This window comes from Escherichia coli DSM 30083 = JCM 1649 = ATCC 11775, from assembly GCF_003697165.2.
Classification (GTDB): domain Bacteria; phylum Pseudomonadota; class Gammaproteobacteria; order Enterobacterales; family Enterobacteriaceae; genus Escherichia; species Escherichia coli.
In genome coordinates this window covers 175,857-199,363 of record NZ_CP033092.2, presented here as the reverse complement: position 1 = coordinate 199,363, position 23,507 = coordinate 175,857, and the positions used below count along the sequence as shown (strand labels likewise).

At 52.9% G+C, this 23,507-nt stretch carries 16 protein-coding genes and 1 pseudogene; 5 read left to right on the top strand and 12 right to left on the bottom strand.

Going from position 1 to position 23,507, the window contains the following annotated elements:
- Positions 1–116 precede the first annotated feature (116 nt).
- On the top strand, positions 117–1,046 hold the full coding sequence (kdgK, locus tag EAS44_RS01720) for a 2-dehydro-3-deoxygluconokinase (protein WP_001297976.1): 930 nt from the start codon (positions 117–119) through the stop codon (positions 1,044–1,046).
- Between the two features lie 95 nt (positions 1,047–1,141).
- Here kdgK and yhjJ read toward each other — a convergent pair whose 3' ends face one another.
- The 9 genes and pseudogenes from yhjJ to bcsR form a co-directional block, all read right to left on the bottom strand.
- A complete protein-coding gene (gene yhjJ, locus EAS44_RS01715) occupies positions 1,142–2,638 on the bottom strand; it encodes a M16 family metallopeptidase (RefSeq protein WP_001163136.1) in 1,497 nt (498 codons plus the stop codon).
- A gap of 219 nt (positions 2,639–2,857) precedes the next feature.
- Complete coding sequence (gene dctA / locus EAS44_RS01710; protein ID WP_000858214.1) at positions 2,858–4,144, bottom strand: C4-dicarboxylate transporter DctC; 1,287 nt, start codon at positions 4,142–4,144, stop codon at positions 2,858–2,860.
- 182 nt (positions 4,145–4,326) lie between these two features.
- Positions 4,327–6,315: a biofilm formation regulator HmsP gene (gene hmsP / locus EAS44_RS01705; RefSeq protein WP_001266326.1), complete on the bottom strand. Its 1,989-nt coding sequence runs from the start codon at positions 6,313–6,315 to the stop codon at positions 4,327–4,329.
- Positions 6,316–6,396: 81 nt separating this feature from the next.
- The gene (gene bcsC, locus EAS44_RS01700) at positions 6,397–9,870 is read right to left on the bottom strand and encodes a cellulose synthase complex outer membrane protein BcsC (protein WP_001225074.1); all 3,474 of its coding nucleotides are present in this window, start codon (positions 9,868–9,870) and stop codon (positions 6,397–6,399) included.
- Entirely contained in the window at positions 9,852–10,958 is a 1,107-nt protein-coding gene (gene bcsZ / locus EAS44_RS01695) for a cellulose synthase complex periplasmic endoglucanase BcsZ (protein ID WP_001304954.1), read from the bottom strand. Before bcsZ ends, bcsC begins: the two co-directional genes overlap by 19 nt.
- A gap of 6 nt (positions 10,959–10,964) precedes the next feature.
- Positions 10,965–13,304 carry a cellulose biosynthesis cyclic di-GMP-binding regulatory protein BcsB gene (gene bcsB / locus EAS44_RS01690; protein WP_001332146.1) on the bottom strand — a complete coding sequence of 780 codons (2,340 nt, stop codon included), beginning with the start codon at positions 13,302–13,304 and terminating at the stop codon, positions 10,965–10,967.
- 10 nt (positions 13,305–13,314) lie between these two features.
- Positions 13,315–15,932: pseudogene (bcsA, locus tag EAS44_RS01685) on the bottom strand (UDP-forming cellulose synthase catalytic subunit).
- A complete protein-coding gene (bcsQ, locus tag EAS44_RS01680; protein WP_000279545.1) occupies positions 15,929–16,681 on the bottom strand; it encodes a cellulose biosynthesis protein BcsQ in 753 nt (250 codons plus the stop codon). The pseudogene bcsA and the gene bcsQ overlap by 4 nt, the downstream one beginning before the upstream one ends.
- 11 nt (positions 16,682–16,692) lie before the next feature.
- On the bottom strand, positions 16,693–16,881 hold the full coding sequence (bcsR, locus tag EAS44_RS01675) for a cellulose biosynthesis protein BcsR (protein ID WP_001063314.1): 189 nt from the start codon (positions 16,879–16,881) through the stop codon (positions 16,693–16,695).
- Between the two features lie 272 nt (positions 16,882–17,153).
- Between bcsR and bcsE the strand changes: the two genes are divergently transcribed.
- The 3 genes from bcsE to bcsG are packed head-to-tail and all read left to right on the top strand — an operon-like array spanning position 17,154 to position 20,589.
- Positions 17,154–18,725 carry a cellulose biosynthesis c-di-GMP-binding protein BcsE gene (bcsE, locus tag EAS44_RS01670; protein WP_001204957.1) on the top strand — a complete coding sequence of 524 codons (1,572 nt, stop codon included), beginning with the start codon at positions 17,154–17,156 and terminating at the stop codon, positions 18,723–18,725.
- On the top strand, positions 18,722–18,913 hold the full coding sequence (gene bcsF, locus EAS44_RS01665; protein ID WP_000988308.1) for a cellulose biosynthesis protein BcsF: 192 nt from the start codon (positions 18,722–18,724) through the stop codon (positions 18,911–18,913). Before bcsE ends, bcsF begins: the two co-directional genes overlap by 4 nt.
- Positions 18,910–20,589: a cellulose biosynthesis protein BcsG gene (gene bcsG, locus EAS44_RS01660; protein WP_025857850.1), complete on the top strand. Its 1,680-nt coding sequence runs from the start codon at positions 18,910–18,912 to the stop codon at positions 20,587–20,589. The genes bcsF and bcsG overlap by 4 nt, the downstream gene beginning before the upstream one ends.
- A gap of 85 nt (positions 20,590–20,674) precedes the next feature.
- On the opposite strand, the gene EAS44_RS01655 is transcribed toward bcsG, so the two are convergent.
- The 3 genes from EAS44_RS01655 to EAS44_RS01640 form a co-directional block, all read right to left on the bottom strand.
- Positions 20,675–20,782: a type I toxin-antitoxin system toxin Ldr family protein gene (locus tag EAS44_RS01655; RefSeq protein ID WP_001295224.1), complete on the bottom strand. Its 108-nt coding sequence runs from the start codon at positions 20,780–20,782 to the stop codon at positions 20,675–20,677.
- 375 nt (positions 20,783–21,157) lie between these two features.
- Positions 21,158–21,265 (bottom strand): type I toxin-antitoxin system toxin Ldr family protein, encoded by a 108-nt coding sequence (locus EAS44_RS01645; RefSeq protein WP_001295224.1) that lies wholly within the window; start codon positions 21,263–21,265, stop codon positions 21,158–21,160.
- A gap of 374 nt (positions 21,266–21,639) precedes the next feature.
- The gene (locus EAS44_RS01640; protein WP_000170745.1) at positions 21,640–21,747 is read right to left on the bottom strand and encodes a type I toxin-antitoxin system toxin Ldr family protein; all 108 of its coding nucleotides are present in this window, start codon (positions 21,745–21,747) and stop codon (positions 21,640–21,642) included.
- A gap of 475 nt (positions 21,748–22,222) precedes the next feature.
- Between EAS44_RS01640 and yhjV the strand changes: the two genes are divergently transcribed.
- Positions 22,223–23,494 carry an aromatic amino acid transport family protein gene (gene yhjV, locus EAS44_RS01630; RefSeq protein WP_001332306.1) on the top strand — a complete coding sequence of 424 codons (1,272 nt, stop codon included), beginning with the start codon at positions 22,223–22,225 and terminating at the stop codon, positions 23,492–23,494.
- The last annotated feature ends 13 nt before the right edge of the window (positions 23,495–23,507 follow it).

Genomic DNA, 23,507 nt, shown 5'->3' with positions numbered 1-23,507 from the left:
CTTTCAGGAATACGTTCTGGCTCAAAAAAATAATGGAACACTGTTTTAATATGGTTGACCAGCAAACCACCACAGCGCAAACTAACGCTAATTTTTTACAGATCAGGTTCACGACTATGTCCAAAAAGATTGCCGTGATTGGCGAATGCATGATTGAGCTTTCCGAGAAAGGCGCGGACGTTAAGCGCGGTTTCGGCGGCGATACCCTGAACACTTCCGTCTATATCGCCCGTCAGGTCGATCCTGCGGCATTAACCGTTCATTACGTAACGGCGCTGGGAACGGACAGTTTTAGCCAGCAGATGCTGGACGCCTGGCGCGGCGAGAACGTTGATACTTCCCTGACCCAACGGATGGAAAACCGTCTGCCGGGCCTTTACTACATTGAAACCGACAGCACCGGCGAACGTACGTTCTACTACTGGCGTAACGAAGCCGCCGCCAAATTCTGGCTGGAGAGTGAGCAATCCGCGGCGATTTGCGAAGAGCTGGCGAATTTCGATTATCTCTACCTGAGCGGGATTAGCCTGGCGATCTTAAGCCCGACCAGCCGCGAAAAGCTGCTTTCCCTGCTGCGCGAATGCCGCGCCAACGGCGGAAAAGTGATTTTCGACAATAACTATCGTCCGCGCCTGTGGGCCAGCAAAGAAGAGACACAGCAGGTGTACCAACAAATGCTGGAATGCACGGATATCGCCTTCCTGACGCTGGACGATGAAGACGCGCTGTGGGGTCAACAGCCGGTGGAAGACGTCATTGCGCGCACCCATAACGCGGGCGTGAAAGAAGTGGTGGTGAAACGCGGGGCGGATTCTTGCCTGGTGTCCATTGCTGGCGAAGGGTTAGTGGATGTTCCGGCGGTAAAACTGCCGAAAGAAAAAGTGATCGATACCACCGCAGCTGGCGACTCTTTCAGTGCCGGTTATCTGGCGGTACGTTTGACGGGCGGAATTGCGGAAGACGCAGCGAAACGCGGGCACCTGACCGCAAGTACCGTTATTCAGTATCGCGGCGCGATTATCCCGCGTGAAGCGATGCCAGCGTAAAAGCAGCATATGCAAAAGGCTGGATAGAGTGTTACCCCTCTATCCAGCTCATCCATAAATACCTGATGGTTGTGCTAACTCATCACCATCAGGCATTACTGTACAGGTGGAATATCCGTCACTTCAGGATGTACGTCATCCGTGGCGACAGATGTGGCGGCAGCCGCAGTCGATGGGGCCATGATTTGATCCCAGGCCGCCTGCAACGCTTTCATGTTAAATTCCGGCTCGCCTTTCGGCTGCAGCAGTATTAACGCCATATCATTCGACAACTGCTGACGCAGATCCTGATTTAACATCTCCACCGTCAGGCTGTTAAGGAAATCCTGACGCAGTTTCTGATATTGCTCCGGCGCGATATCGACGACCTGATTTTGCAACGAACGCATCCGCTGCCCCATCAGAATATCGGTATCAGCTCGCGCATAGGCGGCAAACAGTTTCTGCAGCTCCAGTTTCTTTTGCGCCACTAACGCATTGAACTCTTCTTCCGGCAGACCTTTATCGCGAACCTTCGCCAGTTCACGCGCCACCAGATTAAGGTTGCTGTTCAGCTTGTCGTTTGGTGATTCGATGTTGATGGCACACTGCGCACGCAGATACAGCACACGACAGTCAAATCCAAGACCGATGTCTTTACTGTTACTGGCGCTTAACGCTTGCTGAACATGCCAGAACAGCGCCTCACGGGCCAGGTCCGCACGCCAGTAGCGCAGCAGTGCGGCTGATTCACGAATCGGCTGCCACGGCGTATCCCACATGATAGATAGCCGGTCCTGACGCACCGCGTCGGTCATAATACTCACCGCTTCCGCACGCAGCGGAGAAAGCGTCGGCACCGGAGCCGGTGTTTCACGTTTGCCTTTCAGTTCGCCAAACGTTTTATTGATTTGGTCGACGACCGAGCGCGCATCCACGTTTCCCACCACCAGCAGCGTCATTGCATCCGGGGTGTACCATTTCTGATAGAAATCTTTAATCTTTTCCGCTTCAACGGGTTGTTTCAGCGGATCGGCAGGATCGTGACCTAACAAGGTTGATCCTTTCAGACGATAACGCCACCAGCCCTCTTTAGTATCGGCAGGCCAGGTTGCCACCATGTCCTGACTTTGCAACGCATGGTTGATGGTTTCTGGCGTGATAGTCAGTTTGCCAGTGGCATTTGCCAGATAAGAGAGCGCCTCTTTCAGCAAGTCGTTACGGTTATTGGGCAAACTCAGATTAAACAGCGTGGTGTCATAAGAGACAATTACCGGCGGCATCGGGCGTTTAGGGTCGATCCCCTGCTGCCACAATGAACGCGCCTGCGCTGCGTCAAGGCCACCGCTTTGCGTTAGCGCAATACGAGGGATGGCGTGACTGTAACCGCTCTGTTGTGTACTTTCGGCGAGCGAACCGGTATTAACCAGCAGGCGAATTTCAACACGATCGCTGGGACGTTGGGGCGTAGTCAGCACTTGCCACTGTAAACCGTTGGAAAGCGTCCCCTGTTGCCATGCTGGATCAGGCTGGAGCGCATCTGCCTGCACATAGCCAGCAGTGGCCATCATCAGCAAACCGCCCGCTAAAAGTCGAATTTTTGTGCCCTGCATGTGAACCCCTGATCAACTATCCTGGTAATAAAAAACTGCCCGTTGTCGGTCAGTCTAAATGACGTTAAAAACACTTCGTGTTAGACCGCAAGAACATGAAAATGTCACGGAAGAAGTGAAATAAACCTGAACTCACCCAGGTGGTAAGTTCAGGCACAGGGGTCAATTATGCGCAAACACCCGCACTCGGGGAAGGGAGTGCGGGCATAAGTGGTGAGATTAAGAGGATAATTCGTGCGTTTTGCCATCCGGCGCACGATTATTCAGCACATCGTCCAGTTTTTTGTGGTCCAGTTCTTTCACCCACTTAGCAACGACAATGGTCGCTACGCCGTTACCGACCAGGTTAGTCAGCGCACGAGCTTCTGACATAAAGCGGTCGATACCGAGGATCAGCGCCAGACCCGCTACCGGCAAATGGCCCACCGCAGAGAGCGTCGCCGCCAGCACGATAAAACCACTACCCGTTACCCCTGCCGCCCCTTTAGAAGAAAGCAGCAACACGATTAACAGCGTGATTTGATGGACGATATCCATCTGACTGTTAGTGGCCTGGGCGATAAACACCGCCGCCATTGTCAGGTATATCGATGTGCCATCAAGATTAAACGAGTAGCCTGTCGGGATGACCAGCCCCACCACCGATTTGCGGCAGCCGAGTTTCTCCATCTTGTCGAGCATACGCGGCAGCGCCGACTCGGAAGATGAAGTCCCCAGTACAATCAGCAGTTCTTCACGGATGTAACGGATAAATTTGAAGATACTGAAACCAGTCGCTTTAGCGATTGAACCCAGTACCAGCACCACAAACAGGATACAGGTGATGTAGAAGCAGATAATCAGCTGCCCCAGTTGCACCAGTGTGCCGACGCCGTATTTACCGATGGTAAACGCCATTGCCCCGAACGCACCAATAGGTGCCAGACGCATGATCATATTGATGATGCCGAAAATGACCTGCGAGAAACTTTCGATCACGTTAAAAATCAGTTGGCCTTTGCTGCCCAGACGGTGGAGCGCAAAACCAAACAGTACGGCAAACAGCAGTACCTGCAGAATGTTACCGCTGGCAAATGCGCCAATGACGCTCGCCGGGATGACATCCATAATGAAGGCGACAATGCCCTGGTCTTTCGCCTGATCGGCGTAAACCGCTACCGCTTTCGCATCAAGCGTTGCCGGATCGACGTTCATTCCGGCACCAGGCTGCACGACGTTAACGATGATAAGACCAATAATCAGCGCGATGGTACTGACAATTTCAAAGTAAAGCAGTGCGACTGCGCCGGTACGACCGACCGCCTTCATGCTTTCCATGCCCGCAATGCCCGTTACGACGGTACAAAAGATGACAGGAGCGATGATCATCTTAATGAGCTTAACGAAGCCGTCGCCAAGCGGTTTCATTTGCTCGCCTATTTCAGGATAGAAATGGCCAAGGAGAATACCAATGGCTATCGCTGTCAGGACCTGAAAGTAAAGGCTTTTAAACAGAGAGGTTTTCATAGGGTGTCCTTTAGTAAAACCACAGGTCTTGTAAGGTTATGGGGTACCTGCGGCCTTAAAATAACACCCAGACAACATCACAGAAATGTACCTGGATCATAATTGAAACAAAAAGGTTAAAAAGTTTGAGCTGGCTCGCACAAACCAGCACTTTTTAAAGTTTTGTAATCAGTTTGGGGTAGCTACTTTTCTTCCAGGTAACTCTCTTCGAAGATTTCAATAGGGAGTGGGCGAGCAAAAAGGAAGCCCTGGGCAATACCAACGCCAGCTTTTGCCAGCCAGTCGCGTTGTGCTTCAGTCTCCACGCCTTCGGCAATCATTTGTAGGTTCAGGCTCTGCGCCAGCATGATAATTGCAGCAATCATGCTGCTATCTTCCGGCAAACCTTCAACAAACATTTTGTCGATTTTCAGTACGTCGATTGGCAACGATTTCATATGCTGCAGCTGACGCAGCCCTGCGTAGCCCATGCCGAAATCATCCAGCGCCACCCGAACTCCGGCATTGCGCAGCGGACGGAGGATTGCCACCGCAGCATGAGGATCGTCAATACGTCGGCTTTCTGTCACTTCCAGAATCAGTGTTCCCGGCTGAATACGATAGCGGGTTAACAATTCCAGCATATCCGCCACCATATTTGGATGCATCAGTTGCAGCGCTGAGAGGTTTACCGACAAGGGCAGCATAATGCCGCGCTCTTGCCAGGCAGCAAGCAATCGACAGGACTCTTCCAGCACCCAGTGACCGACGGTAACCATCAGCCCACAGCACTCAATGCGATCGATTAAGCCATCGGGCAGGTCCCAACTGCCATCCGGTTGCTGGATACGCAGTAACACTTCCGCACTGACCAGTTTACCGCTGGTCATCTCGACCTGTGGCTGTAACCAAATCGCAAACTGATGATTTTCCAGTGCATTAAGGATATCGCTCTCTTCCGTCAACCGCTGCTGGGCGGCTTCCATCTGCTGCGGATCAAAGAACTGAATCTGATTTTTGCCTTTATGGCGAGCGGTAAATGCCGCAGAAATAGCGCGACTGTAAAGCTGTTCGGCGGTGAGATCGCCGTAGAACATCGCCACGCCAATGCTACAGTGCGGACGGAGTTGAATACGTTCAATCGGCAGGCGCTCGCTCATGATAGTGAGCACTTGCTGACCTAATGTGATAGCGTGCCACGGTTCCTGTACACCGTTGGCAATGACAGCAAAGTCATAACCGCTAATCTGCGCGAGGATCATGCGTGGCGACAGTACCGATTTGAGTTTTTCCACCAGCGTCAGCAGCAGAATTTCTCGTTGCGCCTCTTTCAGCACACCCGCAGTATCACGCAGGGTTTCACAGGTGATGATCATCAGCGCGGTAGTTTGTTTACGCGCCACCACCTGCTCCAGCATCTCCATCAGCAAGGCTTTGTTCGGCAAATCCGACACCGGGAAGCGCATCGCATTTTCGTTCTGTTCTTCATAATGGCGCTGCAGCAATTGCTGGTTGAGGTTGTAACTGCGCACCAACATACCGATTTCATCGTCCTGATGCAGACGCGGTAATGCCAGTTGGTGACCAACAAGCTCCTGGGGTGGGATGGCGTTAAGTTCGCGAGCAATATTGCGTAACGGATGCAAAATCAGGCGGTTAATGCACCAGCTAATCGCCACCGTCAATATTAACGACAAAAGTAAGTAAATGGTCACTAACGTTGAGAGGGTGCTCATCACGAACTTATACATGCGGAAGGAATCCGCCTGTAACACCAGATAGGCAATTGGCTGCGGGTTTGCCGGACGTTCCAGCGAGTAAACGCCCAGCGAGATTTGCACCGGTAGCTCAAACAGGCGAGTAACCATTACCGGCACCGGACGCTCTGGAATAAAACTTTTACGCAGCGCCTGGAACTGGTTAGGCAGCACTACATCGGCACGGCTGACCACGCCTGCCGGTTTAATGCTGGCAAGAATAGCTTCCGCTTCGGGAATATCGCCTTTCAAAATGGCAGAAGATAAGGGTTCGCGGACAGAGCGAGCAATGCTTTCCAGTTGCGTAGCCGTGTTATAGCGATTCTGCTGGACCAGATGGAACAGCAAAACGGTGCAAAAAATAAAAACGAACACCAGGACAACGGCTGCCACCATTGCCATCTGCTTGATTGTTAACGAGCGACTTACGCGCAAATTGTCTCCCCCCGGAAATCCCAGATTGCCGCCCGAGTATACCCGATCGCAGCGGCATTAAGAGAGGCGCTATCTGAAAACTTACCAGTCGGCGTAAGGTATCAGCGGCTGCGGCGGTAAATCCATGTCACCCTGCCATCCGGCGGCGGAATAACGTACGTAGAGCAGGAAATGGCTGGGGGCGTAATCTTTTGCCTGCTGGATATCAATTGCCGTGCCGACAAACCAGTTGGAAGTAACACGTCGTTCAAGTAATGCCCGCGCCGTGTAGCCAAAGCCCTGACTGCTGCCGCCATCGTTGGATTGCCGCGCAGCTTCTTCCTGCCAGTCGGTCGGGATCAGATTCATCAGCGGATAACGCGGCATGGTTTTGGTGCGTGAATGCGACCACGAGCCAGACGCCCCCAGCTCCCACGACCAGTTTTCCGTGCGCTCCCGCCACATCACCGGTATGGCAAACGACAGGTATTCCTGCGGACTGTAGTAACCGCCCTGACCGAGTGAGTAGCCACTCAGGTCTTTGTCATAATGCCAGATCATGTTGTTCAGGCCGATTGTGACGCGGCGATTGTTCTGGTTGATGACCTTATAGTAATAGCCCGTCATCCAGCGCACGCGCCAGTTATCTTCGACATTTTTACCGGTTAACTGATCACCGCTAAGCGATGCCCAGACGCCGTTTGCTTCACCTTTATCGTAGCTCAGACTTAGCCCCACGCCGTCGGCACGCACGCCGCCCCATTTTTTCCCGGTATTGCTCGGAGAGTCTTTTTGCCCACCAAAGGCCAGCAAAGAACTGGAGATAGGCCGACGGTGGGCGTTAACGGTGTAACCCAGCGGCCCGATATCATCGCTGTAACTGATGCCGCCGACCACATCCACCACGTTGAAGCCCATCGGCGTGGTACCGATATCCCAGCTCCAGACGTCATTTCGCCAGCCGACCGCCACGCTGGCACCGGAATCCGACTGGCTGCGGTTGCCGCTACAGTCCTGTAATGTACAGGTGCCCCAGTTGTCATCCCATTTGCCATCGGCATTAGTGGAGAAACTGCCGACGTTCATATTGACGAAATCACTGCGAAAGAACATCCGCCCGTCAGAATAGGGCGCGTCCACCTGCAACATAGTGGTGTGCGCTTTCAGATCGGAGTAACCACCGGTACCGCTCGAACCCCAGTAATCGTGCTCGAGAGTGACGTTAAGATCCTGCTGGCGATAGAGGTCCGCCGTATCGCTGCGCACGCCGCGTTTCAGCCAGTCATCTTTCTCGTCGTTACGGGTCAGCCGGGTAAAGGTGTCGTTATCCTGCGGACGCGTCGTGGTCACACCGGATGCAACCATAGCGTCTTTGTAGGTTTCCAGCGCCTGCGTTGGATCGCCCGCCAGCGCTTCAAACTTCGCACCATCACGCAGTACCATCGCGCTTTCCATCGACGGTGGCTGAGATTTTGCCTGCGGGATCAACTTATTAAATGTCTGCTGCGCCGCTGCGGTATCGCCAAGCTGCGCCTGTGCCAGCGCCACGCGCCGCTGTGTGTTCAGCGAGGCGTTATCAATGGCAGGCAGTTTCGCCAGCTGGCTACGTGCCGCCGCTTTGTCACCGGCAGCAATATCCACTTCCGTCAGACCAAGAATGGCATCGGCGTTAGTTGGCTCCCGCGTCAGGACATTCTGATATGCAGCGCGGGCGGCGGTGTAATCACGTCGCTGCTGCGCCCAGTCAGCCAGCGTGAGGTCAATACGCGAGGAAGGCGGTTGCTGGCGCAGCATCGCTTCCGCTTCTGCCTCTTTACCGTTTTCTCGCAGGCGATTAGCGGTTTCCAGCACCTGATCGTTTTGCAGTCGATTAACCAGCTCCTGAATATTGCTGTTCCACTGCCCGCGCGGCAGGCTGTTGATATGCGCCAGCGCCGCTCTGTCCTGGTCGTGACCGGAGAGGTACAGCCCGTAAGCGTAAACCTGCTCCGGGTCGTTCGGCTTCTGCTGCGCCAGATTGCGCATTAACGTATCGGCCTGGCTGCGTTGTCCGGCTTGCCAGAGATCCTGCGAAAGTCGGTAAGTAATCCATACACTGCCGGGGTCCAGCGCCAGTCGTTGCCGCTGAAGTGCTGCCGCCTGCGCCCATTTCCCCTGGTTTTCCAGTGCCTCTGCCTGCTGTGCCAGACGGTCGTTTTGCAGGCTGCGTTCGATATCATCAATGCTGCGCCGCTGGCTGGCAGAGAGCGAGGCGATATACGCTTCGGCTTTTTCTGGCGACTGCTGGCGGTAAATATTCGCCAGCCCGCGCACGGCGTTAGTGTTGCCGCTGTCCATACGCAAGGTCTGCTGGTAATAGCGTTCGGCGGCGGGATAATCTTTGCGCGCCATCGCCACATCGCCCAGCCCAAGCACTGCATAGCTGTCGGTGTTATCGACATTACGTGCCTGCTGGAACAGCCGTTCTGCCCGGTCAGGATTATTGGCTTTCAGCGCGGCATCGCCCTGCTGGATCGCCAGCCAGTAGCGGTTTACTTTCAGCAGGCTGTTCCATTTGTCGTTATTGCTGTTGTGCGGATCCAGCGCGAGGGCTTTTTCCAGATTCACCACTGCATTGGCGCGATCGCCTTTCTGGGAATACGCCTGGCCCAGCGCCCCCAGAGCCTCACTGTCTTTCGGGTTCGCCCGCACCGCCTGTTGTAGTTCGGGAATGGCTTTACCCGCCATGCCAGAGTCCACCGCCGCTAAACCTTGCGCACGAGCGCGGAAAGCAGGGTCGGCCAGCTGTTTTTGCTGTTCTGCCAGTTGCGATTGTGCAGCAGCCACGCTATCGCCATCGCTAAAGATCGAGAGATATTTTTTCAGTGCCTGAACGCTGGCATCGCTGACGGGCATGTCTTTAATCTGCCCGTACCAGATTTTAGAGGCCCCTTCGCGCCCGGCGTTCGATTTCGCCATCTGTTCCAGGACGGCAAAACCTTCGTCACGGCGATCGCTACTAAACAGTAATAGCGCCAGATTGTTTTGCAGGCCCGTATTGCCCGGCGTATCCGCATTAATGCGTTTTAGCTGATTAATCGCTTCACCACGGCGAGCCGGAATTTTCGCCACCGTACTCCAGTACTCGACAGCAATGTCACCTTCCGGCGGCGCACCGTTGAACAGCTTGTTGTAACTCGCCACGGCCTCTTCCGCATGACCGGTAGTCGCCTGCAATCGAGCCTGTTGCAGTGCCTGACGACCATCCGGCGTAGACAGTAACATTGTGGTCCGCGACGATTTATACGCATTTGAACTCGGCGCTAACTGCGACAGCCGATCGAGCTGTTTTTGTGCGCCATCAATATCGCCCTGACGTAACAGAGAACGAAAACGGGCAGCAATCACATCCGGGTTATTCGGATCAATAAGTTCCAGCCGATACAACGACTGTTGCACCAGGTCTTCACGATGGGTCGCTTCGCCTAACCGAACTTGCTCCAGCAACTGTTGCTGAGCGGTTGGTGCTGCCTCGACCATCGGCATGACGGCCAGACCGAGGGAAAGCGTGAATATGTTTAGTGTGAATTTGCGCATTCCTGGCCCCAGTCAGGTAATAACTCACCTTTTGTCGAGAAGCGGAAACGGTGTTGATCCCAGCCTTGTCCAAACAGGGTCAGCACATAGTTGTAATAGGCATCGCTGCCGGGAAAGTTATCGGCCACGCGCTGGCGCTGAACGGCCTGCGCATCGCGGTTTTGTAAAAAGGGCAGCATGGCGGCAGAAAAACCGACCGGTCCTTTACCCTGCGCTTTCCCCGTAGCCACATCCACTTTTTCCGGCGGATAACCGTTTTTCTCAGTGAATGTCGCCATCGGTTTAAACCGGTTGAGCATCCGCGCTTTTTGCGGATCGCTGTCAGGCATCATGCCTACCCACATGTAAACGCGGATAGCGTCGTAGCTGCTGATCAATGTTTTTTCGGCTTTTAGCTGCCAGCCTTTGTCTTTCTCATAGCGCACCCAGTCTGGCGAAAAGCCTTTCGGGGCGGTTTCCAGCAATAAACGTTGATTGGTTTCGCGCAGCGTGGTCCACGGCGCGCCAAAGCGGGTGAAATACTGCGCCAGCGTCGGCGGCAGGTAGCTGGGGTTAAAACGCCAGCTGTTATCCTCAGCAAAACCCACTTTGCCCGGTAACAACATGGAGCCCAGCCCAGGCACCGTCACCACTTCCTCCCGCGCGATACGTTTTAGCAATGCGCTGCCGATGTCGGTATAACGCTGCTCTTTCCACAAACGCCCCGCCTCCAGCAACGACCAGGCCATCCAGACATCACCATCGGAGGCCGAATTGCTGTCCAGCACTTCCCACTTACTGTTCTCTTTCTTGCCCCACAGCCAGGCGGGCAAATGTTCTTTTAAAGAACCCTGAGCGAGATTGTTCTGCGTCCAGTCGAGAAGATTATCGAAAGCTGCACGGTCGTTAGCCGCCAGGGCAAAGAACATGCCGTAACTTTGCCCTTCGGAGGTGGTGATTTTGCGCGCGTCGCTGGGGTCGATGACGCGCCCTTCCTGACTGATGTAATCCTTTTTAAACTGCTCCCAGGCAGGCCAGGTACAGGCTGCCTGAACACTAAAGGCAGCCAGCAGCAGCATCGTCACGAGTCCACTACGCAACACATTCATCTTCAATTACTCGTTATCCGGGTTAAGACGACGACGACTAATAATACGCAGCAGACGCCACAGTACCCACGCCAGCAATATCACACTGATAGCCGCCAGCACCGCCAGCAGAATCGGATGGTTTGCCAGCGCATACCACAAGCGCTCGAACCACGGCAGATGACCTACGTAATAAACATCGCCAACACGTAGGCTGTTGATACCGGACTCGCGGATCACCGCGACCGAACCGAACATGGTGGCGCGTTTGCCGCTATCGTTCACCGCATCGTTAAGCATTTCATAACCGCGTGGGCTATCTGCCAGCAGCGCAATCACGCTGCGCTGGTCGTTATACGGCGACTGGAAACCAATCACCGCCGCCATCGCACCGGAAGAGGTCAGCGTTGACTGGGTTTCTGCCGCGCGATCGCTCTCGTCCGGCACAATACCGGGGAACGGGGTCTGGCGCATCGGCGTTTTCACCCAGCTTTCGGTAGCCTGCACCAACAGGTCGATCTGCTTATCGTCTTTCAGTTTGTCCGGGATACCACCGACGATCATGATGTCGGCATCTTTGCCCTGAATGGTGCTGCCATCATCGGTCACCGTCAGGTTAATCGCCGGGAAGCCCGTCTGCGCACCGATAAAGCCAACGGTATTCAGCAAGGTTTCCATCTGTGCTTCGTTTGGCGTTTTCGGCATCACGGTGATGGTTTGCGACAAATCCGCCATCCGGCTGAACGGGAAGCCCGCGTTAGCAAAGGCGCGTAGATCCGGCATCGGGATGAAGTGGTAATACTTCGAGAAGTCGATGGTGGAGTCGTCACCAATCACCACATGATTCTGCACCGGCTGGAAGGTAATGCAGTTATCCACCGAACCGCCCGGCATCGGGTTCATATACTCAAAGTCGAACCGCAGCTGGTTGGTCGCGCCCAGTTTCAGCGCCGGAATAGAGACATCCGTTTTGCCATCCAGCAAACCTTGTAATACCGGAATCCGCAGCAGCAGGCGGTTCGCCTCCTGTTTGCTGCTCAGGTTGAAGGATTGCAGGAACTGGTTATTCAGGCTGATATCCATCCGCGAACTGTCTTTCACCGGCGGCATGGTGTAGCGGTAATTAATATCCATATCAATGCCGGTACTGCGCATCAGGTAGAGATCCGGCGGCAGGTTTAGCGAAACGTTAATCGCTGCTGGCTCAAGACCGCTGGATTGTAATTGTTCTTCATAGGTTTTCAGTTCACCAAAGGTGACCGGACGATCGGTACGCACCCAGTTCGGCGCATCGTACGGCTTACGTGGTAGCAGCGGTTTCACTTCATTCACTACCACACTTTCACCACGGAACAGAATGTTACCCTGAGCGATACCTTTCGCTGCCTGCAACAAGTCTTTGTCGTCACGACCAAACACCACCAGCAGTTTGACGTAAGGATTCTGCGGATGGTTAATCATCTCAATCACCGGGGCTTTTACCGCCGGATGATCGCGCAGGAAGTCCGGGCGTTTGTCATTGGTGGCAAAGACAATGGCATTGCGATCCGGCAGTTGGTTATAGAGCACCGGGAAGTTCTGCCCACGCCAGCCTGAACGCGAACCAAACCACGAGGCGACAATGGCAGATGCTTGTTGCAGCTCAACATCCGGCGCACCCGCAAAGACCATCGGCAAGGTGTTGGTGCGGTTATCACGCGGGTCAAAGAATGGCACCGGGAAGTGTGACAGGTCATTCTTCACATTCAGGGTCTGATAGGTCAGATCCAGTCCACTGCTCCGCCCAACATCCAGCCAAAGCGTGGTGCTGGCCGGGTTTTCGCACACGTCCTGATAATGGCCGACAAACTCCAGCCGCACACGGTTGAAATCAGTAATAAACAGCGGGTTAATGGGCATTTGTGCCAGCGTTTTTTTACCCAACTGTTCTTTGGTCACTGGCAGCACGCCCATCAGTTCATCATTGAGATAAACCTTTAACTGCGACTGGACAGGCAGTAATGATGGCGATGGCGTGTATTCGAGGTTGAGCATCGCCTTCGTCACCACTTCATCGCTGCGCATACCAAACTCAATGCTGCCGTTCGGGTTAATGCCACGTAGCACCATGCTGCCCGGCGGCGGCGCAATTTGCGCAAAGGTCAGCTTCACATCACGGGAAGGACCGTTCTGCGCCACGACTGGCGCATCTGCGCCCTGCACGCCCGGCATCACTTGCCCCACCTGCGGATTTTGCTCCGCCTGGGCGGTTACAGCTGGCTCAGCATTGATCAGTGGTTGCGTTGCTGGCGTCGCCTGCGTCATGAAAGAGGGGAACGCACTCATCCCCAGAGCCACTGCACAAATCCAGAATATTTTTCTTTTCATCGCGTTATCATCATTGTTGAGCCAAAGCCTGATCCGATGGTTGTGCCGTTTCGCTCCGCTCCGGGCGGCGCGGAATAAACGATACAACCCAGGAAACCAGAGAAGTCAGCACACGGAATATGCCCTTCACCGAAGAAGGCGCAAATTCCGCCAGATGGCGGTAGCCACGGAAGCCGAGCTTCAGAATATCCAGCAGACTTTCCAGCGGCTTATCTTCCGGGTAGCTGTCCTGCCAGAGCGCCCATGTATCCGCACGGGCAAACGTACACTGCACAAAATCGATATGTTGCTGGGTAGTGAGCGGCATTAATTTCAGCCCAACTTCATTACCCATCACGCGCGCCACCTGAGCCGGGAAGACGTATTCCTGCTGACCGCGTTTAAGCAACAGATTCACTTTCTGCCCTTCCAGAATCTGCGCCTGACCGTTGATCTTGATCCCCAAACCACCGTCGGAGAAATCCTGAACGGTACACGAGAAGAGGTGACCATCTTCGCGGGCAATTGCTGCGGGCATCGTCATCTCCACGCGGTGCGATCGGCGTACCTGTTTGCTTTCTACCGATACTGCGACTGCGCCGCCGAGAATAATCAGGTTGTAGAATACCCACACCATACTGACGACCACGGTGAGCATCTCGGTTGGCGGACCATAGAAGTAGCGCCAGATCCCAACCGCTACGCCCACCAGGTTGAGCAGAACAAGGAAGATGTAGGGCCGCGAGATCACCCAGTCGACGTACTCTTCTTCCACCAGTCCACCTTTGGCGGTGACGTTAAATTTGCCTTTGTGCGGGTTAATCAGCGCCACCAGCGTCGGTGGTGCGATATACCACGCCAGCACTGTTTCGTAGATTTCACTCCAGAAAGAGTGGCGATATTTGCCCTGGATCTTCGAGTTAGTCAGGCTGGCATGGATCATATGCGGTAGCACGAACAGGGCGATCATCAACGCTGGCGCGTAGATGATGTAGGCATGAAACAGCAGGAACGCCAGCGGCGCAGTCAGGAAGATCAGTCGTGGAATGCCCGACAAGAAATGGAACATGGCGTTGACATAGCACAGCCGCTGAGCAAACTTCAGCCCTTTACCGGTGAGCGGGTTATCGAGACGGAAGATTTGCACCATCCCGCGCGCCCAGCGAATACGCTGACCGATATGCGCCGAGAGACTTTCGGTCGCCAGCCCCGCTGCCTGCGGAATACGCATATACGCTGAGGTGTAGCCACGACGGTGCAGACGCAGAGAAGTGTGCGCATCTTCGGTTACCGTTTCGACAGCAATACCGCCAATCTCATCCAGCGGCTTACGGCGAATCACCGCACATGAGCCGCAGAAGAAAGTGGCATCCCACATATCATTGCCGTCCTGCACCAGACCATAGAACAGCGTGCCTTCGTTCGGTGTTTTACGGAAACGCCCCAGGTTGCGTTCAAACGGATCCGGCGAGAAGAAGTGGTGCGGTGTCTGCATCATCGCCAGCTGTTTCTCTTTCAGGAACCAGCCCATGGTCATTTGCAGGAACGATCGCGTTGGTACGTGGTCGCAGTCGAATATCGACACGAACTCGCCTTTGGCATATTTCAGCGCATTGTTGATGTTGCCCGCTTTCGCATGTTCATGAGTGGTACGGGCGATATATTTCACCCCCACGTTTTGCGCAAACTGGCGAAACTCTTCCCTGCCGCCGTCATCGAGGATCCAGATGTTCAGCTTGTCTTTCGGCCAGTCGATACCCAGCGAAGCGTAAATGGTATTTTTCACCACGTTGAGATCTTCGTTGTAAGTCGGGACAAAGATATCCACCGACGGCCACAGCGACATATCTTTCGGCAATGGCACCGGCTGACGATTCAGCGGCCATACGACCTGGAAGTAGCCGAGCACCAGCACTATCCACGCGTACGTTTCAGCGAACAGCAGAATAAGCCCGCACACCAGGCTGACCGGATCGTCCCAGTTTAACGTCGAGGTGTAACGCCACCAGATATAACGGCAAGAAACGGTCAGCGACAGCACAATCAGCATCAGCGCCGAGAAGCGCCCCGGCATCCGCCGTACGATCAGCGCTACCCCCACAGCAGCATCAGGAAGATAAACTGCGCTAGCGGGTTAAACGGCTGAGTAACGCAGATTAACGCCAGAATCAGCGAGAAGGTGACGATGATACCAAGGATCAACCGCCGCGCCCCGGCACTCAAATGACCGAGCTCTTTTTTCTCATCAAGATGCTGTGTTTTATGGCTAACGCGCTCAGGCAGCTCGTTCATCCATTGATGGTAACGTCCACGAATATTTTGTAGACCTGAAAATGCCCGCCTGCGCGGTTTCGGCGTTTCTTTGCGCGATGCACCGATCAGTAACCAGCATGTTTGAATAAGATAACGGACCGGGTCCAGCGGACGCGGACGCGAGGCGTTGATATGCGGATACAGGTTTTTATGTTCTGCGCGAATACGCTGCCAGCGCGGGTGCTCCAGCGGAATAAAAATCCAGGCCAGGATCATCCAGAAACAGCCGAGCGTCGCGCTGAAAGCCGACGCGCCGTGACGACGATAATCGCGATAACGCCCGATAAGCCGTGCGTTGACCGGCGGGATAAGCAACCACCGGGTCAGGATACTCATGATGCACTCCCGACTGGCATTTTCAGCCCGGAATAGTTTAACAGGCACCAGTTAGCCAGCGTCAGTATCTCTTCAGCCGCCAGCGCATCACTGCGATATTCACCGACTGGTTGCTTAGCTGCCAGACATTCAGCCATCGCTTCATCACGATGAATGAGCATCGGCAGCAATCGGCGCTGGCTTTGCAACCAAAGCTGGTAAATATCGTCCTGAACCTGGCTGCCAATACGGAAGTCATTAATCAAAATATGTGCACCATCCGGCAGCGCTTGCTGATGCAGTCGGATATGGCAGTTGGCATCCACATTGACGATTGCCAGCGAGTGATCGCACAAACTCAGCAGCTGGTGGGTTATCTGCGAGGCATCACGCGGTAAGTCAATTAAAATCCACTGGTAACGCCCGCTGGCTTTTAGTTGCTGTAAGCCGGTGCAAATATCGCTCAGCCGGGTTTGCCAGTGCTGTGGATTTTCTTGTTCTTCAATGGATAACTGACCAAAAGGCAGCAAATCGAGCTGCGAGGTATAGCGCAACCCGGCGTCACGCCAGTCCTGGCCATCCAGCATAGCTCTGGCCCAACCCTGACGGTGGGTAAAATCAACGTTAAATGACAGGCGCAACAAGTTGTCCGGGCAGGCATCGACCACCAGGACATTTTCTCCCAACATTTGTAATGACCAGGCTAATGCGGCGGTGATGGTTGTTGTCCCCACGCCTCCCCGAACCCCCTGCAATCCCAGTACGGCCATTCACCAATCCCCTACTTTTGTTGCGCAAACTCTGCCAGCAACGGCCAGCGTTTTAATGCCGCGGCCAACTGTTCGCGTTGGGAAATATCGGCATAATCAATATCAGGCAGTGAAAATGCCTGCTTTAACGCCAAAATATCATTCTGGAAGATATAGCCTATCGCGGGATCAGGCAGAGTATCTGGTTCATTGTTATTCATTTTTCTTGATCCCTATGAAATAACCGTACCGTTCATGAGACAATTCTAACTGTGAGCATTTCGTCGGTTTATTGTTTACGGCGAGACGGGAATGTGCTCACTTTTTGACTTTCCGTTACGCAACAGAAAAAGTTAAAAACGAAAAGACTAAAATCACATGTCTTGTGACCTGCTAAATTGATTCACATGCTAAATCTGATAAGTTTTAATTTCAATGGTAGGTTTATTTCTTAGCTTTCGCTAGTAAACTGATAATCAGACAAAATGTTGACATGAGGGACATTGTGGACCCTGTATTCTCTATCGGTATCTCATCATTATGGAATGAGCTGCGACATATGCCAGCAGGCGGCGTCTGGTGGTTTAACGTCGATCGCCATGAAGATGCTATCAGTCTGGCGAATCAAACAATTGCATCCCAGGCTGAAACCGCACACGTCGCGGTCATTAGCATGGACAGCGATCCAGCGAAAATCTTTCAATTAGATGATTCTCAAGGGCCGGAAAAAATAACATTATTTTCAATGCTAAATCATGAAAAAGGTCTATACTATTTGGCCCGTGATTTGCAGTGTTCTATTGATCCCCATAATTACCTTTTTATTCTTGTTTGCGCAAATAACGCATGGCAAAACATTCCTGCCGAGCGGCTTCGCTCATGGTTGGATAAAATGAATAAATGGAGCCGGCTAAACCATTGTTCGCTTTTGGTAATTAATTCCGGAAATAATAACGATAAACAATTTTCATTGTTACTTGAGGAATACCGTTCACTTTTTGGTCTTGCCAGTTTGCGTTTTCAGGGCGACCAACATTTGCTGGATATTGCTTTCTGGTGCAACGAAAAAGGGGTCAGCGCCCGTCAGCAGCTTAGCGTTCAGCAACAAAATGGTTGCTGGACATTAGTTCAACACCAGGAGGCGGAAATCCAACCACGCAGCGACGAAAAACGCATTCTGAGTAATGTTGCTGTACTGGAGGGTGCTCCGCCGCTATCGGAACACTGGCAACTGTTCAACAATAACGAAGTCCTGTTCAATGAAGCCCGTACCGCTCAGGCGGCGACGGTGGTCTTTTCTTTACAGCAAAATGCACAAATCGAGCCACTGGCCCGCAGCATTCATACTCTGCGTCGCCAGCGCGGTAGTGCGATGAAAATCCTCGTACGGGAAAATACCGCCAGCCTGCGCGCCACCGATGAACGTTTATTATTGGCCTGCGGTGCAAATATGGTTATCCCGTGGAATGCGCCACTCTCCCGCTGTCTGACGATGATCGAAAGCGTGCAAGGGCAGAAGTTTAGTCGCTATGTGCCGGAAGATATCACTACCTTGCTGTCAATGACCCAGCCGCTCAAACTGCGTGGTTTCCAGAAGTGGGATGTGTTCTGTAATGCCGTCAACAACATGATGAATAACCCTCTATTACCTGCCCACGGTAAAGGCGTTCTGGTTGCCCTACGTCCGGTACCGGGTATCCGCGTTGAGCAAGCCCTGACGCTATGTCGCCCTAACCGTACCGGCGATATCATGACCATTGGCGGTAATCGGCTGGTGCTGTTTCTCTCATTCTGTCGGATTAACGATCTGGATACCGCGTTGAATCATATTTTCCCATTGCCTACTGGCGACATTTTCTCAAACCGAATGGTCTGGTTTGAAGATGATCAAATCAGTGCCGAGCTGGTGCAGATGCGCCTGCTTGCCCCAGAACAATGGGGCATGCCGCTGCCTTTAGCGCAAAGTTCTAAACCGGTCATCAATGCCGAGCACGATGGTCGCCACTGGCGACGAATACCAGAACCAATGCGACTGTTAGATGATGCTGTGGAGCGCTCATCATGATGACCATCAGCGATATCATTGAAATTATTGTCGTTTGCGCACTGATATTTTTCCCGCTGGGCTATCTGGCGCGGCACTCTTTGCGACGCATTCGCGACACCTTACGTTTGTTCTTTGCTAAACCTCGTTATGTTAAACCGGCCGGGACGTTACGCCGCACGGAAAAAGCCAGGGCAACCAAAAAATGACTCAATTTACGCAAAATACCGCCATGCCTTCTTCCCTCTGGCAATACTGGCGCGGCCTTTCCGGCTGGAACTTCTATTTTCTGGTTAAGTTCGGCCTGTTGTGGGCGGGATATCTTAACTTCCATCCGCTCCTCAATCTGGTGTTTGCCGCGTTTCTGCTGATGCCCATTCCGCGCTACAGCCTGCATCGCTTGCGCCACTGGATTGCCCTGCCGATCGGCTTTGCTTTGTTCTGGCATGACACCTGGTTGCCTGGCCCGGAAAGCATAATGAGCCAGGGTTCGCAGGTGGCGGGGTTCAGTACCGATTATTTAATCGATCTTGTCACACGCTTTATTAACTGGCAGATGATTGGGGCCATTTTTGTTTTATTCGTGGCCTGGTTATTCCTGTCACAATGGATTCGCATTACCGTTTTTGTGGTTGCCATTCTGCTATGGCTGAACGTACTTACCCTGGCGGGACCAAGTTTCTCCTTGTGGCCAGCCGGTCAACCGACGACCACTGTAACAACGACGGGTGGTAACGCAGCGGCAACCGTTGCGGCGACGGGTGGCGCACCGGTAGTGGGTGATATACCCGCACAAACTGCACCGCCAACAACAGCAAACCTTAACACCTGGCTGAATAATTTCTATAACGCGGAGGCGAAACGTAAATCGATCTTCCCGTCTTCGCTGCCCGCTGATGCTCAGCCATTTGAACTACTGGTGATTAATATCTGTTCGCTTTCCTGGTCGGATATTGAAGCCGCCGGATTGATGTCGCATCCACTGTGGTCGCATTTCGATATTGAGTTCAAGAACTTTAACTCCGCCACCTCCTACAGTGGCCCGGCGGCGATCCGTTTACTGCGCGCCAGCTGCGGGCAGACTTCGCACACTAATCTGTATCAACCGGCAAATAACGACTGCTATCTGTTTGATAACCTGTCGAAACTGGGCTTTACCCAGCACCTGATGATGGGACATAACGGCCAGTTCGGTGGTTTTTTGAAGGAAGTTCGCGAAAATGGCGGCATGCAGAGCGAATTGATGGATCAAACAAATCTGCCGGTTATTTTGCTGGGCTTTGATGGTTCGCCGGTTTATGACGATACCGCCGTGCTTAACCGTTGGCTGGACGTTACCGAAAAAGATAAAAACAGCCGTAGTGCCACGTTCTACAACACGCTTCCACTGCATGACGGCAACCATTATCCGGGCGTCAGCAAAACAGCGGATTACAAAGCGCGGGCGCAAAAATTCTTTGATGAACTGGACGCCTTCTTTACTGAACTGGAGAAATCGGGTCGTAAAGTGATGGTGGTAGTGGTGCCGGAACACGGCGGCGCGCTGAAGGGCGACAGAATGCAGGTATCTGGTCTACGTGATATCCCTAGCCCGTCTATCACAGACGTCCCCGTTGGGGTGAAATTCTTCGGCATGAAGGCACCACATCAGGGGGCTCCGATTGTCATCGACCAACCGAGCAGCTTCCTGGCTATCTCCGATCTGGTAGTTCGCGTTCTTGATGGCAAGATTTTCTCCGAAGACAATGTTGACTGGAAAAAACTCACCAGTGGGTTACCACAAACAGCACCGGTCTCTGAGAACTCAAATGCAGTAGTTATTCAATACCAGGATAAACCGTACGTTCGCCTGAACGGCGGCGACTGGGTGCCTTACCCGCAGTAAGAACGAAAAAGGCCGCAGAGTTTCCCCCTGCGGCCTGATCCGGGCGCAAATTGCCATTACGGCAGCCTGACGCCCGCATGACACGTTACTTCCGCTTATTCAGCCAGTTCACGATCATACTGGCAAGAATGCCAGCAATGACCGGAGCCGCTAAATCATGCCAGAAGGCCATGCCCAGTTCTGCGAGCGTCATATAGCCGTCTGTGTTGTAATGACAACGTTTCGCGGCTATTCTTGAGTTGTTAAGGTTCAAGATTAGCCCCCGTGATGTTGTCAGGTGCATACCTGCAACGTGCGGGGGTTTTCTCTCTCCAGCAACCAATGCCACCAGGGATTAAGCCCCCGCAACATTGCGCCTCACCGGAACCCTTCCGGCTTGCCGCTGATTCTACGACTGTTTTTCTGTTCCGGAATCCGTCACTTCTTCACTCTGTGCTGCGCATTCCGCAGAATATTATCCGCTTGCAACCGTTGCATTTTTCTTACGAAAAAGGCCGCAGAGTTTCACCTCTGCGGCCTGGTCCGGGCGCAAATTGCCATTACGGCAGCCTGACGCCCGCATGACACGTTACTTCCGCTTGTTCAGCCAGTTCACGATCATACTGGCAAGAATGCCAGCAATGACCGGAGCCGCTAAATCGTGCCAGAAGGCCATGCCCAGCTCTGCGAGCGTCATATAGTCGCCTGTGTTGTAATGACAACGTTTCGCGGCTATTCTTGAATGGTCTAGATGCAAGAATGGCCCCCGTGATGTTGTCAGGTGCATACCTGCAACGTGCGGGGGTTTTCTCTCTCCAGCAACCAATGCCACCAGGGATTAAGCCCCCGCAACATTGCGCCTCACCGGAACCTTTCCGGCTTGCAGCTGATTCTACGATTGTTTTTCTGCTCCGGAATCCGTCACTTCTTCACTCTGTGCTGCGCATTCCGCAGAATATTATCCGCTTGCAACCGTTGCATTTTTCTTACGAAAAAGGCCGCAGAGTTTCCCCCTGCGGCCTGATCCGGGCGCAAATTGCCATTACGGCAGCCTGACGCCCGCATGACACGTTACTTCCGCTTGTTCAGCCAGCTCACGATCATACTGGCAAGAATGCCAGCAATGACCGGAGCCGCTAAATCATGCCAGAAGGCCATGCCCAGCTCTGCGAGCGTCATATAGCCGCCTGTGTTGTAATGACAACGTTTCGCGGCTATTCTTGAGTTGTTCAGGTTCAAGATTAGCCCCCGTGATGTTGTCAGGTGCATACCTGCAACGTGCGGGGGTTTTCTCTCTCCAGCAACCAATGCCACCAGGGATAAAGCCCCCGCAACATTGCGCCTCACCGGAACCTTTCCGGCTTGCCGCTGATTTTACGATTGCTTTTTACCGTCAGCATCCGGCAATCTTCCTCATTGCGTGATGCCTTCCAGCTTAATTTCTTTATTTGCAATAGTTGCAGCTCATATCCGGGCTGACTCCAGACTAGTAGTGAAATGCGCAATTTTGTAGAATTGCGCCTCCTCGCGACCTCCCCAGTGAATCTGTTGCCTCATTTTTTACATACTGCGTATTCGACTTCTCCACCTGTTGCGCAAGAGAAACTGGGTTTATTCATTTTTGCGAGGCCGACTTCTTTCTGGACAGGACTTTATGCAGCACAACACACTACCGAAACACGATCAGAAATTGCCGTTTACACGCTACGACTTCGGCTGGGTTTTATTATGCATAGGCATGGCGATTGGTGCCGGAACCGTGCTGATGCCAGTACAAATTGGCTTGAAGGGAATTTGGGTATTTATTACCGCAGCGATCATTGCTTATCCTGCCACCTGGGTAGTACAGGACATTTATTTAAAAACCCTTTCTGAAAGCGATTCCTGTAATGACTACACCGATATTATCAGTCATTACCTGGGGAAGAACTGGGGAATTTTCCTCGGGGTTATCTACTTTTTGATGATTATCCACGGGATTTTTATCTACTCTCTCTCCGTGGTTTTCGACAGCGCCTCGTACCTGAAAACCTTCGGTTTAACCGATGCCGATCTTTCTCAATCTCTATTTTATAAAGTCGCCATTTTCGCCGTACTGGTGGCGATTGCGTCTGGTGGTGAACGATTACTGTTTAAGATTTCCGGACCAATGGTGGTGGTCAAAGTGGGGATTATTGTCGTGTTCGGTTTTGCGATGATCCCGCACTGGAATTTCGCCAATATAACCGCCTTCCCGCAAGCCTCCGACTTTTTCCGCGATGTCCTGCTTACTATTCCATTTTGCTTCTTTTCCGCGGTATTTATTCAGGTACTTAACCCAATGAATATTGCCTATCGTAAACGGGAAGCTGATAAAGTACTGGCAACCCGGCTCGCGCTGCGTACCCACCGGATTAGCTATATCACGCTCATTGCGGTGATCTTGTTTTTTGCCTTTTCGTTTACCTTCTCAATTAGCCACGAAGAAGCCGTTTCTGCCTTTGAACAAAATATCTCGGCACTGGCACTGGCCGCGCAGGTGATCCCTGGGCATATCATTCATATCACCTCTACGGTACTGAATATCTTTGCCGTACTGACTGCATTCTTTGGCATTTATCTCGGTTTCCACGAGGCCATTAAAGGCATTATTCTCAATCTGTTAAGCCGAATTATTGATACCAGGAAAATTAACTCACGCATGCTGACTCTGGCGATCTGCACTTTTATCGTCATTACGTTGACGATTTGGGTTTCGTTTCGTGTATCGGTGCTGGTGTTCTTTCAGTTGGGAAGCCCGTTATATGGCATTGTGTCGTGCCTCATTCCGTTTTTCCTGATCTATAAAGTCTCACAACTGGAAAAACTTCGCGGGTTTAAAGCCTGGATGATTCTGCTGTACGGCATTTTGTTATGCTTGTCGCCACTGTTGAAGTTGATTGAGTAAACCGGAGCGCATG